Source organism: Amorphoplanes digitatis (assembly GCF_014205335.1).
GTDB classification, from domain to species: Bacteria; Actinomycetota; Actinomycetes; order Mycobacteriales; family Micromonosporaceae; genus Actinoplanes; species Actinoplanes digitatus.
In genome coordinates this window covers 2,979,857-3,000,175 of sequence record NZ_JACHNH010000001.1, presented here as the reverse complement: position 1 = coordinate 3,000,175, position 20,319 = coordinate 2,979,857, and the positions used below count along the sequence as shown (strand labels likewise).

At 72.9% G+C, this 20,319-nt stretch carries 15 protein-coding genes; 14 read left to right on the top strand and 1 reads right to left on the bottom strand.

Features of this window, described 5'->3' with window-relative positions:
* Positions 1-7: 7 nt before the first annotated feature.
* The 11 genes from BJ971_RS12905 to BJ971_RS12855 all read left to right on the top strand — a co-directional run bounded on the left by BJ971_RS12905 (position 8) and on the right by BJ971_RS12855 (position 16,479).
* Complete coding sequence (locus BJ971_RS12905; protein ID WP_184992844.1) at positions 8-5,548, top strand: AAA family ATPase; 5,541 nt, start codon at positions 8-10, stop codon at positions 5,546-5,548.
* A 74-nt stretch (positions 5,549-5,622) separates the two neighbouring features.
* Positions 5,623-6,027 (top strand): Fur family transcriptional regulator, encoded by a 405-nt coding sequence (locus BJ971_RS12900; protein WP_239087132.1) that lies wholly within the window; start codon positions 5,623-5,625, stop codon positions 6,025-6,027.
* Positions 6,028-6,062: 35 nt separating this feature from the next.
* On the top strand, positions 6,063-8,351 hold the full coding sequence (katG, locus tag BJ971_RS12895; protein WP_184992840.1) for a catalase/peroxidase HPI: 2,289 nt from the start codon (positions 6,063-6,065) through the stop codon (positions 8,349-8,351).
* A 150-nt stretch (positions 8,352-8,501) separates the two neighbouring features.
* Positions 8,502-9,737, top strand: coding sequence for an ROK family protein (locus BJ971_RS12890; RefSeq protein WP_239087131.1), 1,236 nt, complete (start codon positions 8,502-8,504; stop codon positions 9,735-9,737).
* Positions 9,738-9,904: 167 nt separating this feature from the next.
* The gene (locus tag BJ971_RS12885; RefSeq protein WP_184992836.1) at positions 9,905-10,399 is read left to right on the top strand and encodes a flavin reductase family protein; all 495 of its coding nucleotides are present in this window, start codon (positions 9,905-9,907) and stop codon (positions 10,397-10,399) included.
* 22 nt (positions 10,400-10,421) lie between these two features.
* On the top strand, positions 10,422-11,486 hold the full coding sequence (locus BJ971_RS12880; RefSeq protein ID WP_184992834.1) for an ABC transporter substrate-binding protein: 1,065 nt from the start codon (positions 10,422-10,424) through the stop codon (positions 11,484-11,486).
* Positions 11,483-12,322: an ABC transporter permease gene (locus tag BJ971_RS12875; RefSeq protein WP_184992832.1), complete on the top strand. Its 840-nt coding sequence runs from the start codon at positions 11,483-11,485 to the stop codon at positions 12,320-12,322. Before BJ971_RS12880 ends, BJ971_RS12875 begins: the two co-directional genes overlap by 4 nt.
* Complete coding sequence (locus BJ971_RS12870; protein WP_184992830.1) at positions 12,298-13,038, top strand: ABC transporter ATP-binding protein; 741 nt, start codon at positions 12,298-12,300, stop codon at positions 13,036-13,038. The genes BJ971_RS12875 and BJ971_RS12870 overlap by 25 nt, the downstream gene beginning before the upstream one ends.
* Positions 13,035-14,372: an LLM class flavin-dependent oxidoreductase gene (locus BJ971_RS12865; protein WP_184992828.1), complete on the top strand. Its 1,338-nt coding sequence runs from the start codon at positions 13,035-13,037 to the stop codon at positions 14,370-14,372. The genes BJ971_RS12870 and BJ971_RS12865 overlap by 4 nt, the downstream gene beginning before the upstream one ends.
* The gene (locus BJ971_RS12860) at positions 14,369-15,406 is read left to right on the top strand and encodes an aldo/keto reductase (protein WP_184992826.1); all 1,038 of its coding nucleotides are present in this window, start codon (positions 14,369-14,371) and stop codon (positions 15,404-15,406) included. The genes BJ971_RS12865 and BJ971_RS12860 overlap by 4 nt, the downstream gene beginning before the upstream one ends.
* Positions 15,403-16,479 (top strand): LLM class flavin-dependent oxidoreductase, encoded by a 1,077-nt coding sequence (locus tag BJ971_RS12855; protein WP_184992824.1) that lies wholly within the window; start codon positions 15,403-15,405, stop codon positions 16,477-16,479. The genes BJ971_RS12860 and BJ971_RS12855 overlap by 4 nt, the downstream gene beginning before the upstream one ends.
* Here BJ971_RS12855 and BJ971_RS12850 read toward each other — a convergent pair.
* Positions 16,476-17,114, bottom strand: a complete 639-nt coding sequence (locus BJ971_RS12850; protein ID WP_184992822.1) for a TetR/AcrR family transcriptional regulator — start codon at positions 17,112-17,114, stop codon at positions 16,476-16,478. The two genes, BJ971_RS12855 and BJ971_RS12850, sit on opposite strands and share 4 nt — an antisense overlap.
* 159 nt (positions 17,115-17,273) lie before the next feature.
* Between BJ971_RS12850 and BJ971_RS12845 the strand changes: the two genes are divergently transcribed.
* The 3 genes from BJ971_RS12845 to BJ971_RS12835 are packed head-to-tail and all read left to right on the top strand — an operon-like array spanning position 17,274 to position 20,304.
* Entirely contained in the window at positions 17,274-18,860 is a 1,587-nt protein-coding gene (locus tag BJ971_RS12845) for an amino acid permease (RefSeq protein WP_184992820.1), read from the top strand.
* Positions 18,857-19,663: an urea amidolyase associated protein UAAP1 gene (locus BJ971_RS12840; RefSeq protein ID WP_184992818.1), complete on the top strand. Its 807-nt coding sequence runs from the start codon at positions 18,857-18,859 to the stop codon at positions 19,661-19,663. The genes BJ971_RS12845 and BJ971_RS12840 overlap by 4 nt, the downstream gene beginning before the upstream one ends.
* Complete coding sequence (locus BJ971_RS12835; RefSeq protein WP_184992816.1) at positions 19,660-20,304, top strand: urea amidolyase associated protein UAAP2; 645 nt, start codon at positions 19,660-19,662, stop codon at positions 20,302-20,304. The genes BJ971_RS12840 and BJ971_RS12835 overlap by 4 nt, the downstream gene beginning before the upstream one ends.
* Positions 20,305-20,319 lie beyond the last annotated feature (15 nt).

Genomic DNA, 20,319 nt, shown 5'->3' with positions numbered 1-20,319 from the left:
CCCGAGCATGGGCGAGGATGAGGAGGTCCTTTACCACAACGATCGGACATACGTCTCCCGCCAGAGCGCACCGGACGGCTCCGGAAGCGTGGTGTGCAAGCGCGCCATCGGCCCCGGCGCGGCGCGGCGGATCGCGCACGAGCGGGCGGTCCTGCGCCGGCTCGCGGGCGTACCCGGGGTGCCGCGGCTGGCGGAACGCCAGGCCCGGGAGGTACTGACCCTCCGCGATGACGGCGGCCGGTCGCCGTCCGGCACCGGGCTGCCCTCGGCCCGGCTGATCGAGGTCGCCGCCGAGCTGGCGAACACGGTGGCGGCCGTGCACCGGGCCGGGATCGTGCACCGGGACATCACCCCCGCCAACCTGATCCTGACGGGCGCGGGCCCGCCGATCATGATCGACTTCGACCTCGCGCTGACCGGCCCGGCGACCGAGGCCGACGCGGCGCCGCCGGACGAGCCGGTCGGCACGCTGGGCTACCTGGCGCCGGAGCAGACCGGCCGGATCCGGCTCCCGGTGGACCGCCGCTCCGACCTCTACGGCCTGGGCGCCACCCTGTACGCGCTGGCGACCGGGGTCGCGCCGTTCGCGGGCGACGACCCGCTGGAGCTGATCCGCGACACCCTGGTCCGGGTGCCGGCCTTCCCGGCCGGCCTGAGCCCCCGGCTGCCGCACCGCTTCGGCGAGATCGTCATGCGGCTGCTGGAGAAGGACCCGGACCGGCGGTACCAGAGCGCCGAGGGCCTGGCGTACGACCTGGCCCGGCTCGACGCCGAACCGGCCGGGCCGTGGCGGCTGGGCGTACACGATTTTCCGGCCTTCCTGTCCGCGGGGTCCCTGCTGGTCGGCCGGGAGCCGGAGGCACGCGGCCTGGCCGGCGCGCTCGACCGGGCGCAGACCGGAGGCTGTCCCGCCGTGTTCGTCACGGGCCCGCCGGGCATCGGCAAGACCGCGCTGATCCGCGGCCTGCGACCCGTGGTCACCGCCCGCGGCGGCTGGTTCGTCAAGGGAAAGTACGACCAGTTCGGCTCCGTGACCGGCCGGCGCGCGATCAGCCAGGCGCTGCGCAGGCTGGCCGGGCTACTGCTCGCCGAGCCCGAGCCGGACGTGGTCGGCCACCGGCAGCGGCTCGTCGCGGCGCTCGGGCCCAGCGCGCCGGTGGTCGCCGCACTGGTGCCGGAGATGGCCACGCTGCTGGACGTCGCACCGGAGCCCGGGACCATCAACCCGGTGACCGGGCCGGGGCGGATCAGCGCCGCGATCCTCGCCACGCTCCGGGCCGTCGCCGCGCACCGTCCGGTGGTCTTCGTCCTCGACGACCTCCAGTGGGCGACCGGCCCCTCGCTGCGGGTGCTGGACGCCATCCTGGACGCCGGGCCGATACCCGGGCTGCTCCTGCTCGGCACCTACCGGGATCAGGAGATCGACGAGGGCCATCCGCTGGCGCCGCTGCTCGCGCGCTGGGAACGCGACGGTGCGGTCGGCCCGCCGCTGCGGCTGACCGGCCTCGCCCGCGAGGGGCTGGCCGAGCTGATCGGCGCGATCCTGCGGATGGCTCCCCTGGCGGTGTGCGGGCTGCTCGACCCGATCTGCGAGGGCAGCGCCGGCAACCCGTACGAGACGGTCGAGCTGCTCAACGCGCTGCGGACCGACGGCCTGCTGGTGCTGGCCGAGGAGGGCTGGAGCTGGGACCCGGACGCGGTACGCGGATTCGTGTCCCGCCGCCGCGTACCGGAACTGCTCGCGGCCCGGCTGGACCAGCAGCCGGAGCCGACCCGCCGCCTGCTGGCCACGCTGGCCTGCCTCGGCCCCGACGTGCGCCCGTCGCTGCTGGCCATCGCCGGCGGGATGCGCGAGCCGGAGCTGGGCCGGCACCTCGCCCCCGCGATCACCGACGGCCTGATCACCACCGACCGGGCCGGCGCGGCGGCCGGCGCGATCCGCTTCCGGCACGACCTCGTGCAGCAGGCCGCCCGGCAGAGCCTGGACGAGGGCGAGCGGGGCCGGCTCCGGCTGGCGATGGCCCGCCGGCTCGCCGGACACCGGCAGAGCCGGCAGGAGGCGGCCGACCAGTACCTCGCCGTCGCCGGCCTGATCGCGACGCCGCGGGAGCGCCGCGTCGCGGCGGCGCTGCTGCGCACCGCCGGGCGAACCGCCGCCGAGCTGACCAACTACGTCCTGGCCGAGGAGTTCCTCGCCGCCGCCGGAACGCTGCTGGAGGCCGACGGCACCGCCGCGGACCGCGACGCGGTCGCCGTGGACCGGCACACGGTGCTGCACTGCCTCGGGCGACTCGACGAGGCCGACGAGGTCTACCGGGTACTTGCCGCCCGGTACCCCGAGCCGATCACCCTGGCGACCGCGACCTGCACCCAGATCAACAGCCTCGCGCAGCGTGCCCGGCTGCGGGAGGGCGCCGACCTGGGGCTGGAGGTGCTGCGGCGGTTCGGCGTCACCGTACCGGCGGACCTGGCCGCGGACGTCGAGCGGGCCACGGCGGAGCTGTACCGGTGGGCCGAGGGGCTGCGCTCGCCCGGCGCCGAGGCCGGCACGGCGGACGACCCGCGGATCGTGGTCACCGGCCGCCTGATCAACCGGCTCCTCGGGCCCGCCTACCTGCTCGACCCGCTGCTGTACTCGTGGCTGGTGTTGCAGGCGCACCGGCTCTGGGCCCGGCACGGCGTGTGCGCTCCCCTGGTCGGCACGCTGGGCGCCGCGCCCGCCGTGACGATCGAACAGCGCGACGACTACCGCACCGGGTACCGGCTGACCCGGTACGTCATCGCCGTCGGCGAGGACCGCGGCTACCGGGCGGAGACGGCGCTGGCCCGGTACATGTACGTCGCCCTTGCCGCGCACTGGTTCGAGCCGCTGGAGGACGTGGTCGAGACCGCGCATCAGGCCCGGGACGAGCTGCTGGCCGCGGGCGACATCCAGGTCGCCTGCATGACCTCCTCGCGGCTGCTGGCCGTCCTGCTGGACAGCGCCGGGTCGCTGGACGCGTGCGCGGAGGAGCTGCCGCCGGCCCTGGCCTTCGCCGCGCGGACCGGCAATCCGTACGCCGCGCTCACCTTCACCGGCTACCAGCGGCTGCTGGCCGTCCTGCGCGGTGAGACCTCCGCGCCGGGCGAGTTCGCCGGGCCGGACTTCGACGAGGCCGGCTACCTGGCCGACGTGGCGGGCAGCCGGCTGGCGGCGGTGGCGTTCCACGTCAACCGCGGCATCGCCGCGGCGATCTTCGACGACGCCGGTGCGCTCGACGCGCACTCCGCCGCGGCGATGGCGGAGCGGCCGGCCATCCGGGGGCTCTACCTGACCGCGCTCGCCCGGCTGCTGCGCTGCCTGAGCCTCGCCCGGCGGCTGCGCGCCGCGGGCGGTGCCGACGCCGGGCTCGCCGGCGAGCTGGAGGAGGCCCGGCAGTGGCTCGCCCGGCGGGCCGCCGACCAGCCGTGCAACTTCCGGCACCTGCTGCGCCTCGTCGACGCGGAGCGGGCCTGGGCGCGGGGTGAGGTCGCCGACGCGACCCGGAACTTCGACGCCGGCCTGCACGAGGTGACCGGGCGCCCCTGGCACCGGGCCCTGCTCGCCGAGCGGGCCGGCCGGTTCCAGCTCGAACAGGGCCTGCCGCACGCGGGCCGCGGCCTGCTCACCGAGGCGCGCGACGCGTACCGCGACTGGGGCGCGTTCGGCAAGGTCGCCCAGCTCGAGGCCGAGCACGCGTTCCTGCGGGCGGCGGCGTCCACCGGGCGGGGGCGCCCCAGCGAGGCCGGTAGCCGCCGGATCGATCTCATGGCGATCCTGCGCGCCTCGCAGGCCCTCAGCTCGCAGACCACCCTGGCGGGGCTGCGGGACCAGGTCGGGGACCTGCTGTGCGCGATGACCGGTGCGACCGACGTGCACCTCGTGCTGCGCCGCCCGGAGACGGCGCACTGGTACGTCTCCGCGCTGGCCGGCACCGGGCCACGGCGCCCGGAGGCGGCGGCGCCGATGATCGATCCCGAGTCCGCCGCCCCGGCCGACGCGGACACGGTCAACGAGGACGAGTGCCGCATGCCGCTGTCGGCCGTGCGGTACGTGCTGCGTACCCGCGAGGCGCTGCTGGTGGCGGACGCGACCCGCGACGACCGTTTCGCCCGCGATCCGTACCTCGCGGGGCTGGCGGCCTGTGCGCTGCTGGTGGTGCCGATCCCGAGCCGGAGCAGCGCGCGCGCCGTGCTCGTGTGCGTGAACCGCGAGCAGGGCGGCGTCTTCTCCGTCGATCGACTGGAGACCGTGCAGCTGCTCGCCGGGCAGCTCTCCGTCTCGGTGGACAACGCGCTGCTCTACGACTCCCTCGAGGGCACGGTGCGCTCGCGCACCGCCGACCTGGCCGCGACCAACCGGCGCCTGGCCGACAGCGAGCGCCGCCTGCGGTCACACTTCGAGCACGCCGCCGTCGGGCAGGTCATCCACGGCACGGACGACCGGATCGTCGACGCGAACAGGGCCTTCGCCGCGATGACCGGCGTGGCGCCGCGCGAGCTCGGCGGCACGAAGCTCACCGACCGCTTCGACCCGGCCGACCGGGCGGCGCACCGCCGCGAGCTCGGCGCGGTCATCGCCGGCCGGCAGAAGCTGATCAGCTCCGAGCTGGTCCTGCTCCGCGCGGACGGCCGGCGGCTCGACGTGCACGTCACCGTCTCGGCCGTACGGGCGGCGGACGGCCAGCCGGAGCACCTGGTCAGCATCTTCCAGGACATCAGCGCGCGCCGGGTGGCCGAGATCGCGCGGGACGCCGCCACCATCGAGCTGGCCGACCGCAACAGCGAGCTGGAGAGCGCCAACCAGCTCAAGGCCGACCTGATCGGGATGCTCGGGCACGAGATCAGCAACCCGCTGGCGATCATCCTCGGCTACGTCGACCTGGCCCTGGACGACGAGACGGCACCGGCGCCGGTGCACGACCTCATCGCCAAGATCGGCCGAAGCACGTCCCGGCTCGCCACCATCGTCCAGGAGGTCCTCGCACTGGTCAGCATCGACGCGGGCCGGCTGACCGCGACGCCGCGGCCGGTGCGGGTCGCCGAGCACATCCAGTCGGCGCTGGCCGTCACGGCGGCCACCGGCGTGCGCCTCGACTGCCCGCCGGGGCTGGTCGCCACGGTGCAGCCGGGGCACCTCGACCACATCCTCACCAACCTGATCAGCAACGCGGCCAAGTACGGCGGCGGCGCGACCGCCATCATCGCCGCGTGCGCCGGGCAGACCGTCACCATCGAGGTCTGCGACGAGGGCGACGGCGTGCCCGCCGAGTTCCGGGAGCGCCTCTTCGACCGGTTCGCCCGGGCGGACTCCACGGCCGGCACGGTGAGCGGCACCGGGCTCGGCCTGTACATCGTCCGCGAGCTGGCCGCCGCCAACGGCGGCGACATCCGGTACCGCCCGGCGGTGCCGCACGGGTCGGTCTTCGCGCTCACCCTCCCCGCGGCCGGCGCCGAGGCCGGGGTCGCGGACGGCACCGGTCCGTCCCTGCGGACTGCGTCCGGCCGGTCGCCGGCGACCACGTCGTGATCACGATGACAGCGACGGAGTGTCACCCCCGCCTAATCTTGACTGATTCCAGAATAGCGAGCAGACTTCCGGGCGTGGACTTCCAGCAGCTGCTGCGTGGGGCCGCGTTGCGGGTGACCCGGCCTCGGGTCGCGGTGCTGAGCGCGGTGCACACGCACCCGCACGCCGACACGGACTCGATCATCGGGGCGGTCCGCCGGGACCTGCCCGAGGTCTCACACCAGGCGGTCTACAACACGCTGCACGCGCTGACGGCCGCCCGGCTGGTGCGGCGCATCCAGCCGTCCGGCTCCGTCGCCCGTTACGAGGCCCGGGTCGGCGACAACCACCACCACATCGTGTGCCGCTCGTGCGGCCTCATCGCCGACGTCGACTGCACCGTCGGCGACGCGCCCTGCCTGGAGGCCGCCGACGACAGCGGCTTCTCGATCGACGAGGCGGAGGTCGTCTTCTGGGGCCTGTGCCCCGCCTGCTCCTGAAACAGCTTGTGATTCACCCAGTCACGGAGGAAACCATGTCCGACAACCACGACGCCATCGTCCACGACCCGGAGGCGGGCGCCACGTCCGTGCCGTCACAGGACCACGAGCCGATCATCCACGACGAGGAGGCGGGTGCCGAGTCCCGCTGCCCGGTGGCGCACGGGCGTGCCGCGCACCCGACGGAGGGCGGCGGCAACCGCAGCTGGTGGCCGAACCAGCTCAACCTGAAGATCCTCGCCAAGAACCCCGCGGTGGCCAACCCGCTCGGCGAGGCGTTCGACTACGCCGCGGCGTTCAAGACCCTCGACCTGCCGGCCGTGAAGCAGGACATCGCCGAGGTACTGACGACCTCGCAGGACTGGTGGCCGGCCGACTACGGCCACTACGGCCCGTTCATGATCCGGATGGCGTGGCACAGCGCCGGCACCTACCGCGTCAGCGACGGCCGCGGCGGCGGCGGCGCCGGTCAGCAGCGCTTCGCGCCGCTGAACAGCTGGCCGGACAACGCCAACCTGGACAAGGCCCGCCGCCTGCTCTGGCCGGTCAAGAAGAAGTACGGCCAGAACCTCTCCTGGGCCGACCTCATGATCCTCGCCGGCAACGTGGCCCTGGAGTCGATGGGCTTCCAGACCTTCGGCTTCGCCGGCGGCCGCCCCGACGTGTGGGAGCCCGACCAGGACGTCTACTGGGGTCCCGAGACCACCTGGCTGGGCGACGAGCGTTACACCGGCGACCGGGACCTCGAGAACCCGCTCGCCGCGGTGCAGATGGGCCTCATCTACGTCAACCCGGAGGGCCCGAACGGCAACCCCGACCCGCTCGCCTCGGCCCGCGACATCCGCGAGACGTTCGGCCGGATGGCCATGAACGACGAGGAGACGGTCGCGCTCATCGCCGGCGGCCACACGTTCGGCAAGACGCACGGCGCGGGCCCGGCCGACAACGTCGGCCTCGAGCCCGAGGCCGCCTCGCTCGAGGAGCAGGGCCTGGGCTGGCGGAACGCGTTCGGCACCGGCAAGGGCGGCGACACGATCACCAGCGGCCTCGAGGGCGCCTGGACGAACACCCCCGCCACCTGGGACAACAGCTTCTTCGACATCCTCTTCGGGTACGAGTGGGAGCTGACCAAGAGCCCGGCCGGCGCGAACCAGTGGAAGCCGAAGGGCGGCGCGGGTGCCGGCACCGTCCCCGACGCGCACGACGCGACCAAGACCCACGCCCCGACGATGCTCACCACGGACCTCGCGCTGCGCCTGGACCCGGTGTACGAGCCGATCTCGCGCCGCTTCCACGAGAACCCGGCCGAGTTCGCGGACGCCTTCGCCCGCGCCTGGTACAAGCTGACCCACCGCGACATGGGCCCGATCGCCCGCTACCTCGGACCCGAGGTGCCGGCCGAGACGCTGATCTGGCAGGACCCGGTCCCGGCCGTCGACCACGAGCTGGTCGACGCCGCGGATGTGGCCGCCCTCAAGAGCCAGGTCCTCGCCTCGGGCCTGACCGTCGCCCAGCTGGTCTCCACCGCCTGGGCCTCGGCCTCGACGTTCCGCGGCAGCGACAAGCGCGGCGGCGCCAACGGCGCGCGCCTGCGCCTGGAGCCGCAGAGCGGGTGGGAGGTCAACGACCCGGCCGAGCTGGCCGGCGTCCTGCGCACCCTGGAGGGCATCCGGGAGGCGTTCAACGCCGCGCAGACCGGCGGGAAGCGGATCTCGCTCGCCGACCTGATCGTGCTCGCCGGCTCCGCGGCCGTCGAGCAGGGCGCCCGCAACGCCGGCCACACGGTCGACGTGCCGTTCACCCCGGGCCGCACCGACGCGACGCCGGAGCAGACCGACGTCGAGTCCTTCGCCGTGCTCGAGCCGGTCGCGGACGGGTTCCGCAACTACCTCGGCAAGGGCAACCGGCTGCCGGCCGAGTTCCTGCTTGTCGACAAGGCGAACCTGCTCACCCTGAGCGCGCCGGAGATGACCGTGCTCGTCGGCGGTCTCCGCGTCCTCGGCGCGAACTACCAGCGGTCGCCGGTCGGCGTCCTCACCTCCGCACCCGGGTCGCTGACCAACGACTTCTTCGTGAACCTGCTCGACCTGGGTACACAGTGGAAGCCGACCTCCGAGGACGCGACCAGCTTCGAGGGCCGCGACCTCGCCACCGGCGAGGTCCGGTGGACCGGCAGCCGGGTCGACCTGCTGTTCGGCTCGAACTCGGAGCTGCGCGCCCTGGCCGAGGTCTACGCCAGCGACGACGCCCGCGAGAAGTTCGTCACCGACTTCGTCGCGGCCTGGGTCAAGACGATGAACCTGGACCGCTTCGACCTCCGCTGATCCACTGATCCACCGATGACGGCCGGCCCGACGCACACGTCGGGCCGGCCGTCAGTGTTACCGACCGTAAAACGTTCGGTAACGTGTGGCGACAGCGGCGTGGCGAGGACGTTACGCTCGACGGATGATCCACTCTCGCGCCGGTGGCTCGTGAGTGGGCCGATCGGCGGACGGCCGACGACCCGGCGCGGCGACCTGCCGCTGATCGAGTCGCGCCGGTCGCGCGACTCGGCCGGGGCGGTGCTGCGCGCGGTGCTCGATCACGGGCCGATCGCCCGCAGTTCGGTCGCCCGGGTGACCCGGCTGTCCGCGGCGTCGGTGACCGGTGTCGCCTCCTCCCTCCTGGCGCGCGGGCTGATCCGTGAGGTGCCGGAAGCGGCCGGGCCGCCCGGGATCGGCCGCCCGCACGTGCCGCTGGACATCCAGGTACAGGGCGCCGCCGTGATCGGGGTGCACATCGCGGTCCCACGGATCACGGTGTCGCTCCTGGACCTGCGGGGGCGGATCATCGCGCAGATCCAGGAGCCGCACGGCCGCACCGACCCGGCGAGCGTCATCGCCATGGTCGCCGCCCGGATCGCCACGCTCCGCCGCCGGCACTCGCGCCGCCGGATTCTGGGGCTGGGCCTGGCAACCGGCGGCTGGGTCGACTCCTCGAACGGGACGATCGTCGAGCATCCGCCGCTGGGCTGGCGTGACGTGCGGATCGGCGCGGCGCTGGCGAAGGCGACCGGCCTGCCGGTGCGCGCCGACAACAACTCCCGGGCGCTGCTGCGCGCCGAGCTGCTGTTCGGTGAGGTGGCCGGCCGGGCCCGGGAGAGCGCCGTGCACCTGTTCGTCGGCAACGTCGTCGACGTGGCATTCGCGACCGGCGGTGCCGTCCACCATGGACCACGGTCGGCGTCGGGAGCGGTGGCGCATCTGCCCGTCGAGGGCTGCCGGGAGGCCTGTTCGTGCGGCCGGGTCGGCTGCCTACAGGCGGCCGTCTCGGAGCGGGTGCTGGTTCGGCGGGCGCTGGCCACCGGGCTGATCGACCAGCCGGTCATCTCCGCCCTGGTGCAGGCGGCGGCCGGCGGCAGCGCCGGCGCATTGGAGCTGCTGCGGAATCGGGCCCGGCTGGTGGGCCGGGCCGCGGCGCTGCTGCTGGACCTGTTCGATCCGGAGGTGCTGGTGGTCGCCGAGGCCGGCGCCAACCAGCTGCCGGAGTGTCTGGCGACGCTGCGGGCGGAGGTGGCGGGCTGGTCGTCCGCCGCCGCCGACGTGGACCGGGTGGTGCGCCCGTCGAGCTTCCCGGGCACCGTGCTGGCGGTGGCCGGTGGGGCCGTCGCCCTGGACCAGGTGTATGCGTCTCCACTGGACCTCGGTGTGCGACTGCGCGCGTCCTGAGCAGCCAGGACTTAATTCAGTACGGCGCATTGTTGCCCTCTAATCCTAGCTGCATAGTATGAATTCAACGGTGACCGCACCGGACGGCTCCACCCACCTCTGACCTCAGGCCCGCCGTGTCCGGGCCCGATCGGCCCTGCCCTCTCGATTCCGGTTGGGAGCCCACCATGACCGTCACTGTTGAAAAAGGCTCGATCGACGCCGCCCTGTTCCGTCAGGTGTTCCGTCGCCACGCCGCCGGCGTGGCCGTGGTGACCGCCGACGCCGGCCGCGGCGCCGCGGGCGTCACCGTCACGTCGCTCGCCTCGCTGTCGTCCGAGCCGCCGCTGCTGTCGTTCAGCATCACGGGCACCGCGTCGGCGTGGCCGCACCTGCGCGACGCCGGCACCGCCGTCGTGCATCTGCTGGGAGCCGCGCACACCCAGCTCGCGCGGACCTTCGCGACAAGCGGCATCGACCGGTTCGGCGCACCGACGCGCTGGCGACGGCTGCCGACCGGCGAGCCCGTCCTGGACGACGCGGCCGCCTGGCTGCGGATCTCCATCGAACTCCGCCACCCCGCCGGCGGATCGCACCTGGTCATCGGCCGGATCGAGGAGGCCGGGCTCGCCGAGCACAGCGCGCCACTGCTCTACCACGACGGCAACTTCCACGTTCTCTGACGCAGCGGAAAAGGAAGAACCCATGAGACGAACCTCCCGGAGTACGGTCGTCGCCGTCCTCGCCGCAGCCGTGCTGCTCGCGGCGGGCTGCGCCGAGGAACAGGCCGGTACCGAACTCGAGCTGACGGCAGCGCTGCCGGACCAGGTGCCCAGCGGCACCGTGCTGCGCCTCGGCGACCCACAGATCGAGTCCATCGTGGGCGTCTCCGGCCAGGACAAGGAGCTCGCCGCCGCCGGGGTGAAGGTCGAGTGGGCCAACATCAGCGGCGGCCCGAAGAGCATCCAGGCGTTCCGCGCCGACAAGCTGGACTGCAGCGCCGTCGCCGACATCCCGTCGCTGTTCGCCGCGTGGACCGGCACCTCCACGAAGATCGTGTTCCAGTCGGTCACCCTCGACCCGCTGAAGTACCCGATCTACAAGCTCGGCGTCGCGCCCGGCGCGAACGTCGCGTCGCTGGCCGACCTGCGCGGAAAGAAGATCGCCTACAGCGCCGGCCAGGCACAGGGCGCACTGGTGCTGCGGGTGCTCCAGAAGGCCGGGCTGAGCAGGAAGGACGTGAAGCTGGTCGAGCTGACCAGCACCGGCGACTCCTACGTGACCGCGCTCGGCAGCAAGGCCGTCGACGTCGCGCCGATCGGCGCCCAGAACATCAAGCTCTACGAGGCCAAGTACCCGGGCGCCAGCTCGATCGGCACCGGCATCCGCGACGACGCCTCCACCCTGTACTGCCTCACCAGCGCGGTGCAGGACCCGCAGAAGGCGGCCGCGCTGAAGGCGTACGTCGGCGTGCGTACCAGGGCCGTGCTCTGGGCCAACGAGCACCCCGACGGGTACGCGAAGGCGTTCTACCACGACCACGAGGGACTCAGCGAGGCCGACGCGAAGGCGGTCGTCGAGATCGGCGGCATCAAGGGCATCCCGAAGACCTGGGACGCCGCCATCACCCGCCTCCAGGAGACCGCCGACCTGCTCGCCAAGGAGCAGGACCACGAGAAGATCGACGTGAACACCCTCGTCGACCGCCGGTTCGAAGCCGTACAGGCGGCGGCCGCCGGCTCCCAGGTGGTCACCGGTGATGCCGCATGACCGCCATCCTGCACACCCCCGAGGTCAAGGTCCGCGACCGGGTCGACGCCCGGGTCGTACGCCGCCGGCTCGGCCCCGGCCACCGCCTCCGCTTCGCCTTCTGGATCGGCCCGGTCCTCGCGCTGGCACTGTGGTCGGCCGGGTCGGCGACCGGCGTCATCAAGCCGGCGGTCCTGTCCGCGCCGTGGGACGTGGCGGTCGCCTTCGAGGACCAGTGGGTCAACCACGACCTGCTCGGCAACATCCTCTCCTCGCTGCAACGCGTGGCGATCGGCCTGGCCCTCGGCGTGGTCGCCGGCGCGGTGCTCGCGGTCGTCTCCGGCCTGTCCCGGATCGGTGAGTCGCTGGTCGACGGGCCGATCCAGATCAAGCGGTCGATACCGACGCTCGCGCTGATCCCGCTGTTCATCGCCTGGTTCGGCATCGGCGAGGAGATGAAGATCATCACGATCGCGCTGATCAGCCTGGTGCCGATCTACATACACACCCACAACGGGCTGCGCTCGATCGACGGCAGGTACGCCGAGCTGGCCGAGACCATCGGCATCAACCACGGCGAGTTCGTCCGGCACGTGGTGCTGCCCGGCGCGCTGCCCGGGTTCCTGCTCGGCATGCGGTTCGCCGTCACCGCTGCGCTGCTCGGCCTCGTGGTCGTCGAGCAGTACAACGCGGTCGCCGGCGTCGGCCACATGATCACCCTGGCCGAGCAGTACGGGCAGACCGACGTGATCGTCGTCGGCCTGGTCATCTACGGGATCTTCGGCTACTGCGCGGACAGCGCGGTGCGCCTCACCGGAAGGAAGGCGCTGGCATGGCGACAGACGCTGGACGGCTGACCACCGAACTCGCGGTCCGCGTCCGCGACCTGCACCGCAGCTTCAACGCGGACGGCGGGGTCCTCAACGGACTCGACCTGGACATCGCCGCCGGCGAGTTCGTCGCCCTGATCGGCCGCTCCGGCACCGGCAAGAGCACCCTGCTGCGGGCCCTCGCGGGCCTGGACCGCGACGTCGCCGGGCACGGGCGGATCACCGTACCGGAGCAGGTGTCGGTGGTCTTCCAGGACTCCCGGCTGCTGCCCTGGAAGCGGGTCCTGGACAACGTGACCTTCGGGCTGCGCGGCTCGGACTCCGCCGACCGTGGCCGGCAGGCGCTCGAGGAGGTCGGACTCGCCGGGCGGGAACGCGCGTGGCCGTACCAGTTGTCCGGGGGTGAGCAACAGCGGGCCGCGCTCGCGCGCTCGCTGGTCCGCGAACCGCAGCTGCTGCTCGCCGACGAACCGTTCGGCGCCCTGGACGCCCTGACCCGCATCCGCATGCACGCCCTGCTGCGCAAGCTGTGCGAGGCACACCGGCCGGCCGTGCTGCTTGTCACCCACGACGTCGACGAGGCCATCGTGCTCGCCGACCGGGTGATCCTGCTCGACGCCGGCGTGGTGGCCATCGACGTCCGTGTCGAGCTCGCCCGCCGGTCCCGCTCCGACGCCGAGTTCGCCAAGCTGCGCACGCTGCTGCTGGACAAGCTGGGCGTTGACGAGGAGGCCCGACGGTGACCCGCAACCCGAACCGGCTGCACCTCAACGCGTTCCTGATGGGCGTCGGGCACCACGAGGCGTCGTGGCGGCTGCCGGAGAGCGACCCGTACGCCGCCTGGAGCGTCAAGCACTACCAGGAGCTGGCCCGCATCGCCGAACGCGGCCGGCTGGACTCGCTGTTCCTGGCCGACAGCCCGGTGCAGCAGGGCGACCCCGGCCGCCGGCCGACCGGCAAGCTGGAGCCCACCGTACTGCTGACCGCGCTGGCCTGCGTCACCGAGCACATCGGGCTGGTCGCCACCGCCTCCACCTCCTACAACGACCCCTACAACCTGGCGCGCCGGTTCTCCTCTCTCGACCACATATCGGACGGCCGGGCCGGGTGGAACATCGTCACCACCGCCGGTGCCGACGCGGCCCGCAACTTCGGCCTCGAAGACGTGCCGCCGCACCGGGAGCGCTACGAGCGTGCCGACGAGTTCCTGGAGGTCGCCACGAGGCTGTGGGACAGCTGGGCCGACGACGCCGTCATCGCCGACAAGGAGGGCGGCGTCCACTCCGACGCCGCCAAGGTGCGGGCGATCAACTATCGGGGCCGGTTCTTCCGGGTGGACGGGCCGCTCAACGTGCCGCGGTCGCCGCAGGGCTGGCCACTGCTGGTGCAGGCCGGCTCGTCGGAGGACGGCAAGGACTTCGCCGCCAAGTGGGCCGAGGCGGTCTTCACCGCCCAGCAGACCCTCGGCGAGGCGCAGGCCTTCTACCGCGACCTCAAGCAGCGCACCGCCGCGGCCGGCCGCGACCCGGACGGCATCAAGATCCTGCCCGGGATCGTGCCGGTCATCGGCGACACCGAGGCGCAGGCCCGCGAACTCGACGCCGAACTCGAACGGCTGATCAGCCCCGAGTACGCCCGCAGGCAGCTCGCCGAACGCTTCAACCTGGACCCGGCCGACCTGGCGCTGGACGAGCCGCTGCCGGACAACCTGCCGACCGAGGACGAGATCGAGGGCGCGAAGAGCCGCTTCACCCTGATCGTCGACCTGGCCCGCCGGGAGAACCTCACGGTGCGGCAGCTCATCGGCCGCCTGGGTGGAGGCCGTGGGCACCGCACCTTCGCCGGCACCCCGGTCCAGGTCGCCGACACCATCGAGGAATGGTTCGACAGCGGGGCCGCGGACGGCTTCAACATCATGCCCGCGGTGCTGCCGTCCGGCCTGGTCGCCTTCGTCGATCACGTGGTGCCGATCCTGCAGGAGCGGGGCCGGTTCCGCACCGAGTACGAGGGCGTGACCCTCCGCGACCACTACGGCCTCCCCCGTCCCGCCAACCGTCTGGAGCTGATCCCGCGATGACCGTTCCCCTGCGCCCGTTCGGCCGTACCGGCGTCAAGGTCAGCGCCCTCGCGCTGGGCACCATGATGTTCGGCTCCCGGGGCAACCCCGACCACGACGACAGCGTCCGGATCATCCACCACGCCCTCGACGCCGGCATCAACCTCATCGACACCGCCGACGTCTACAGCCAGGGCGAGTCCGAGACGATCGTCGGCAAGGCCCTGCTCGGCCGCCGCGACGGCGTCTTCCTCGCCACCAAGTTCCACGGCCAGATCGGTAAGGACCCGAACCAGTTCGGCAACTCCCGCCGCTGGATCATCCGCGCGGTCGAGCACAGCCTGCGCCGCCTGCAGACCGACCACCTCGACCTCTACCAGGTGCACCGGCCCGAGGACGACACCGACTTCGACGACACCCTCGGCGCCCTGTCCGACCTCGTCCACCAGGGCAAGATCCGCTACCTCGGCACGTCCACCTTCGCGCCGTCGGCCATCGTCGAGGGCCAGTGGATCGCCGAGCGGCGCGGCCGCGAACGGGTCGTCGCCGAGCAGCCGCCGTACTCGATCCTGGCCCGCGGCGTCGAGCGCGAGGTCCTGCCGATCGCCCAGAAGTACGGCCTCGCCGTGATCCCCTGGAGCCCCCTCGCCGGGGGCTGGCTGACCGGGAGGTACCGGGCCGGCGGCACCCAGCCCCCGAGCAGCCGCGCGGGCCGGCAGCCGGGCCGCTTCGAGATCGACGCACCCGAGAACGCGGCCAAGCTCGCCGCTGTCGAGGCCCTCGCCGAGCTCGCCGAGCAGTCCGGCCTGTCTCTGATCCACCTGGCGCTCGGGTTCGTCCTCGAACACCCCGCGGTCACCGCCCCGATCATCGGCCCGCGCACCCTCGAACAGCTCGAAGGCCAGCTCGGCGCCGCCCAGGTCCGCCTCGGCCGGGACATCCTCGACGAGATCGACAAGATCGTGCCGCCCGGCGTCACCCTCTCCGCCCGCGACCAGGGCTACCACCCGCCGGCGCTCACCGACCCGGCCCGACGCCGTAGGAGCGCGGCATGACCCAGACCTTTCTGTGGTACATCCCGAACACCGTCGAACCCGGCCACCGCGGCGACGACACCGTCAGCGGGTACGGCACCCTCGACCACAGCGTCGACCTGGCGCGGACCGCCGAGGAACACGGCTGGTCGGGGGCGCTGATCGGCACCGGCTGGGGCCGGCCGGACACGTTCACCGTCGCCACCGCGATCGCGGCGCGGACCACGACGTTCCGGCCGCTGGCCGCGATCCGGCCCGGGTACTGGACCCCGGCGCACTTCGCCAGCGCCGCGGCGACGCTCGACCACCTCAGCGGCGGCCGCCTGCTGATCAACATCGTCAGCGGACAGGACAATCTCGCCGCCTACGGCGACGTCGAGGGCGATCAGAGCCAGCGGTACGCGCGGACCAAGGAGTTCATGCGCATCGCACGGAGGCTGTGGACCGAGGAGAACGTGACGTACGCCGGTGAGCACTTCAGCGTCACCGACTCGACGGTCGCGCCCCGGCCGTACCGTCAAGGTCCTCGCCTCTATTTCGGCGGCGCGTCAGCGGCCGCCGAGAGGGTCGCCGCGACCGAGGCCGACGTGCAGTTGTTCTGGGGTGAGCCGCTCGACGGCATCGCCGAGCGGATCGACCGGCTCCGCGGTCTCGCCGGTGAGCTTGATCGCGACCTGCCGCCGCTGGAATTCGGGCTGCGCATCACCACGCTGATCCGCGACACCACCGAGGAGGCGTGGCGTGACGCCGAGGCGAAGGTCGCCGACCAGGCCGCACGCTCGGCGGCCGGCGCCGGCCGGTGGCCGCACCGGCAGCGCGGGCCCGCGGTCGGCCAGCAGCGCCTGCTCGACCTGGCCGACCGCGGCGACGTGCTGGACACCTGCCTGTACACGGCGCCGGGCCGCTACGGCGGAGGCGGGGCCGGCACGACGTGGCTGGTCGGGTCGGCCGACGACGTCGCCGCGGCCCTGCGCCGCTACGCCGACCTGGGCATCAGCCACTTCGTGCTCTCCGACACCCCCTACAAGCAGGAGACCGCCCGGGTCGGCGACGCCCTGATCGGCCGCCTGCACGAACCGGTGCCGGCGGGCTAGCCGGGCCGGTTCGTGGCTGCTCCGACGAGGCGCAGGGCGGCGGCGGTGACCGCGCGTTGCAGTTTCTCGGGCGGGGCGAGGTCGGGCAGCTCGCGGCGCATCTCGATGACGCTTTCCACAAGGCCGAAGACCAGGTCGCCGATGATGTCGGTGTCGTCGATGTCTGCGGCGGCGGCCGCGGCCGCGAGGGTGCGGTAGGTCAGGCGCAGCCGTTCGCGTTCGCGGCGGAACCGGGTGAAGGGTTCGGTGGCGACCTCGGGCAGGGCGTAGAGGATGCCGACGTTCCAGCGGGCGCCGAGCAGGACGCCGACGTCGTACTTCACCAGGTCGTGCAGGGCGGCCGCGGGGTCCGGGTCCTGGCCGGCGAGCTCCTCGGCGTGGGTGAGGGTCGGGCGGACGGTGGCCTCGAGCAGTTCGGCGAGGATCTGTTCCTTGTTGGCGAAGTGGTAGTAGAGCGACGCCTGGCGGATGCCGACGGTCTCGGCGATGAGCCGGGTGGAGGTGGCGGCATAGCCGCGCCGGACGAAGAGTTCGGCGGCGGCGTCGAGGATCTCCTCGCGGGCGGTGGCGTCCGGGAGGCGCCGGGCGCCGGAGCGGGGCCGACCGGCGGTCGGTGTCGAGGGCGAGGGGCTCACGCCTGCATCGTCGCATGTGGTGCGGTCAGCACCGGCCGGGCGGCGTGGTAACGCCGGCGACACACCCGGAAACCCAAGATTAACGGCGCAGAAACCCTCGTCGATGGACGCCTCCCCCAGCCTGTCACTTGACAGGTATTCCGGCCCGAGGAGGCGGTCATGTCAACTACCCCCGTACTGTCGGCACCACCCCCGAGCGACAAGACCGACGCCGCCGACCTGCGCGGTTTCGGGTACAAGCCGGAGCTGCGCCGCGGTCTCGGCAGCTACGCGTCGTTCGCCGCAGGGTTCTCCTTCGTCTCGATCCTCACCACCGTCTTCCAGCTCTTCGCCTTCGGATTCTCGTTCGGCGGCCCGGCCTTCTTCTGGACCTGGCCGCTGGTCTTCGCCGGCCAGTTCATGGTGGCGCTCAACTTCGCCGAGCTGGCCGCCCGCTACCCGCTGTCCGGCTGCATCTACCAGTGGTCGCGGCGGCTGGCCAACGCAACGGTCGGCTGGTTCGCCGGCTGGGTCATGATCATTGCCCAGATCGTGACGGTCGCGGCCGCCGCGATCGCGTTGCAGGTGGTGCTCCCCTCGATCTGGTCCGGGTTCCAGCTCGTCGGCGGCGACCCGGCACTCACGTCGACGAGCGGCGCCACCAACGCCGTCATCCTCGGCTCCATCCTGATCGCGCTGACCACCCTGGTGAACATCCTCGGCGTCCGCCTCATGGCCGTGGTGAACAGCACCGGCGTCACCCTGGAGATCATCGGCGTGGTCGCGGTGGTGGTGCTGCTGCTGGTCAACGCCGAGCGCGGGCCCGGCGTCGTCTTCGACACCGGTGACGCCGGCAGCGGCCTCGCGTACGTCGGCCCGTTCCTGGTCTCGGCGCTGATGGCCGCGTACGTGGTCGTCGGCTTCGACAGCGCCGGCGAGCTCAGCGAGGAGACCCGCGACCCGCGGCACACCGCACCGCGGACGATCCTGCGCGCGCTCGCCGCCGCCGGCATCGGCGGCGGCCTGATGCTGCTGGCCGCCCTGATGGCCGCGCCGAGCCTGACCGACGGCCGGCTCGCCACCGAAGGCCTGCCCTACGTGCTGACCGGCCGCCTCGGCGAGACCGGCGGCCGGATCCTGCTGATCGACGTCGCCATCGCCGTCGCGGTCTGCACGCTCGCCATCCAGACCGCTGGCAGCCGCATGATCTTCTCGATGGCCCGCGACGGCGTCCTGCCGTTCTCCGCCGCCCTGAGCAGGGTGCCGGCGCGCACCGGAACTCCGACGGTGCCGGCGATCGTCGTCGGGGTCGGCGCGATCGCGGTACTGCTCGTCAACATCGGCCAGGCGGCCCTGTTCACCGCCGTCACCAGCGTCTGCATCGTGATGCTCTACATCGCCTACGCCCTGGTCACGATCCCGCTGCTGCTCCGCCGCCGCAAGGGCTGGCCGAACGGCGAGGAGGCGACGGGTACCGAACGCGGCGGCCGGCTGTTCGCGCTCGGCCGGTTCGGGATCGTCGTCAACGTGGTGGCCGTCGTCTACGGCATCGGCATGATCCTCAATCTCGGCTGGCCGCGGCAGGAGGTCTACGACCCGGCCGGCACCCACTGGTACCTGCACTACTTCTCGCTGCTGTTCGTCGGCGGCGCCCTGCTCCTTGGCGGCCTCGCCTACCTGCGCTACCGCAGCCGCGCACACGCCCTGAACCCGCGGCTGTCGTTCCCGGCCGTCGTCCCCGCCGCTCTCGAGGGAGAGACCGCGTGAGCACCGCGACCACCGCGGGAGCCCGCGAACACGCCCGCGCACAGGGCGGAACCGTCGTCGACTGCATGCCGATCGTGCCCGCCACCCGGCTCGGCGAGAACCTCACCTGGGCCGAGACCATTCCCGGCGGCGGCTACGCGAGCAGGCGGCTCGCCCGCGGAACCACGCTGCGCCTGACCGACCTGCACGGCGACGCCTGCGTCTCGGTGCTGCTGTTCAACGCCGACGAACCGTGGGAACGGCTCAACGTCGCCGACACCGTGAAGGTGCTGTGGCAGGCCTACGTCGGCGAGGGCCACCTGCTCCTCTCCGACCAGGGCCGGGTCCTCGCCTCGGTCACCGCCGGGGCGCGGGACCGCTCGGACACCTTCTGCGGCACGACCACCCGGGCCGGCAACACCGAGAGGTACGGCGACGGCAGCGCGCACGGCCCGTCGCCGGCCGGCCGGGAACTGTTCACCCTCGCCGCCGCCAAACACGGGCTAACCCGCCGCGATCTGCCGCCGAGCATCTCCTTCTTCCAGGGGGTCCGGGTCGGCGACGACGGCACGTTCACCCGGCTCGGCCCGGCCGGACCGGGAGCCACTGTCGAACTGCGTGCCGAGATGCCGGTCACGGTGCTGCTGGCAAACGTCCCGCACCCGCTCGACCCGCGGGAGGCGTACACCTGCTCTCCCGTCGAGATCAGGGCCTGGAGCGGATCGCCCACCGCGCACACCGACCCGCTCTGGTCCCGCTCGCCGGAGGGCGAGCGCGCCTTCGCGAACACCGCCGACTACCTCACCGCCCGGGGGATCGCATGACCGTCTCCGCCGCCGAATCGCCCGCGCTGACGCCGGGCACGATCGTCCTCGACCAGACCGTCGCGGCGCGCGCGCCGTGGTCGGCGATCGTGCGCCGCGGGCAGGTGCTGACCATCGTCGACCTGCACGGCAACCAGGCCGTCGACTGCCTGATCTACCGCGCCGACGACACCGCCGAGCGGTACTCGGCCCAGGACACCCTGGCCGCGCAGGGCGGCATCTTCCTCACCACCGGCAGCGTGCTCCGCTCCAGCGAGGGCCGCCCGCTGATGACGGTGGTGGCCGACGAGGTCGGCCGGCACGACACCGTCGGCGGCGCCTGCAGCCGCGAGTCCAACACACTCCGGTACGGCCACCACACCAAGCACCAGCACGCCTGCGTCGAGAACTTCCTGGCCGAGGGCGCGAAGTGGGGGCTCGGCAAACGCGACCTGGTCAGCAACATCAACTGGTACATGAACGTCCCGGTCGACCCGGACGGCAGCCTCGGCATCGTCGACGGCATCTCCGCGCCGGGCCTACGCGTCGCGTTGCGCGCCGAGCTGGACGTCCTGGTGCTGGTGTCGAACTGCCCGCAGATCAACAACCCGTGCAACGGCTTCGACCCGACGCCCGTGCGCATGGTCGTCACGTCCTCCTGACCTCCGGCGCAGAAA

Coding starts and splice junctions, on each gene's coding strand:
- BJ971_RS12905 (WP_184992844.1), top strand. CDS start 8: ATGGGCGAGGATGAGGAGGTCCTTTACCACAACGATCGGACATACGTC.
- katG (WP_184992840.1), top strand. CDS start 6,063: ATGTCCGACAACCACGACGCCATCGTCCACGACCCGGAGGCGGGCGCC.
- BJ971_RS12885 (WP_184992836.1), top strand. CDS start 9,905: ATGACCGTCACTGTTGAAAAAGGCTCGATCGACGCCGCCCTGTTCCGT.
- BJ971_RS12880 (WP_184992834.1), top strand. CDS start 10,422: ATGAGACGAACCTCCCGGAGTACGGTCGTCGCCGTCCTCGCCGCAGCC.
- BJ971_RS12875 (WP_184992832.1), top strand. CDS start 11,483: ATGACCGCCATCCTGCACACCCCCGAGGTCAAGGTCCGCGACCGGGTC.
- BJ971_RS12870 (WP_184992830.1), top strand. CDS start 12,298: ATGGCGACAGACGCTGGACGGCTGACCACCGAACTCGCGGTCCGCGTC.
- BJ971_RS12860 (WP_184992826.1), top strand. CDS start 14,369: ATGACCGTTCCCCTGCGCCCGTTCGGCCGTACCGGCGTCAAGGTCAGC.
- BJ971_RS12855 (WP_184992824.1), top strand. CDS start 15,403: ATGACCCAGACCTTTCTGTGGTACATCCCGAACACCGTCGAACCCGGC.
- BJ971_RS12845 (WP_184992820.1), top strand. CDS start 17,274: ATGTCAACTACCCCCGTACTGTCGGCACCACCCCCGAGCGACAAGACC.
- BJ971_RS12835 (WP_184992816.1), top strand. CDS start 19,660: ATGACCGTCTCCGCCGCCGAATCGCCCGCGCTGACGCCGGGCACGATC.